Source organism: Cognatundibacterium luofuense, assembly GCF_018139685.1.
GTDB lineage: Bacteria > Pseudomonadota > Gammaproteobacteria > Burkholderiales > Burkholderiaceae_D > Undibacterium > Undibacterium luofuense.
This window is the reverse complement of sequence record NZ_JAGSPN010000510.1, coordinates 1-304: the sequence shown is the minus strand read 5'-3', so window position 1 is coordinate 304 and position 304 is coordinate 1. Positions and strand designations below refer to the sequence as shown.

The window sequence follows — 304 nt, the reverse complement described above, 5'->3', positions numbered from 1 at the left end:
AACGTCCGCGGGTGTGCCGGAAGATTTCAGCAAACATACCCTGGTGCTCGACTACAACAACAGCCAGCAACTGGAAGAAGTGTTTGCTTCCATTGGTGATCAAATCGCCTGCGTGATCGTAGAACCGGTCGCCGGCAATATGAATCTGATCCCGGCCAACAAAGAATTCCTGCAAACGATGCGTAGCCTGTGTACTCAACATGGCAGCATCCTGATTTTTGACGAAGTGATGTGTGGCTTCCGCGTTGGTCTGCAAGGTGCTCAGGCTTTGTACGGCATTGCGGCTGACCTGATCTGTATGGGT

The 304-nt window shown here is 52.0% G+C and carries 1 protein-coding gene; it reads left to right on the top strand.

Translation table 11 applies throughout. From position 1 onward, the window contains the following. Positions 1-304: aminotransferase class III-fold pyridoxal phosphate-dependent enzyme (locus KDM89_RS21450; protein WP_212689815.1), on the top strand; the 304-nt coding region annotated here is incomplete at both ends.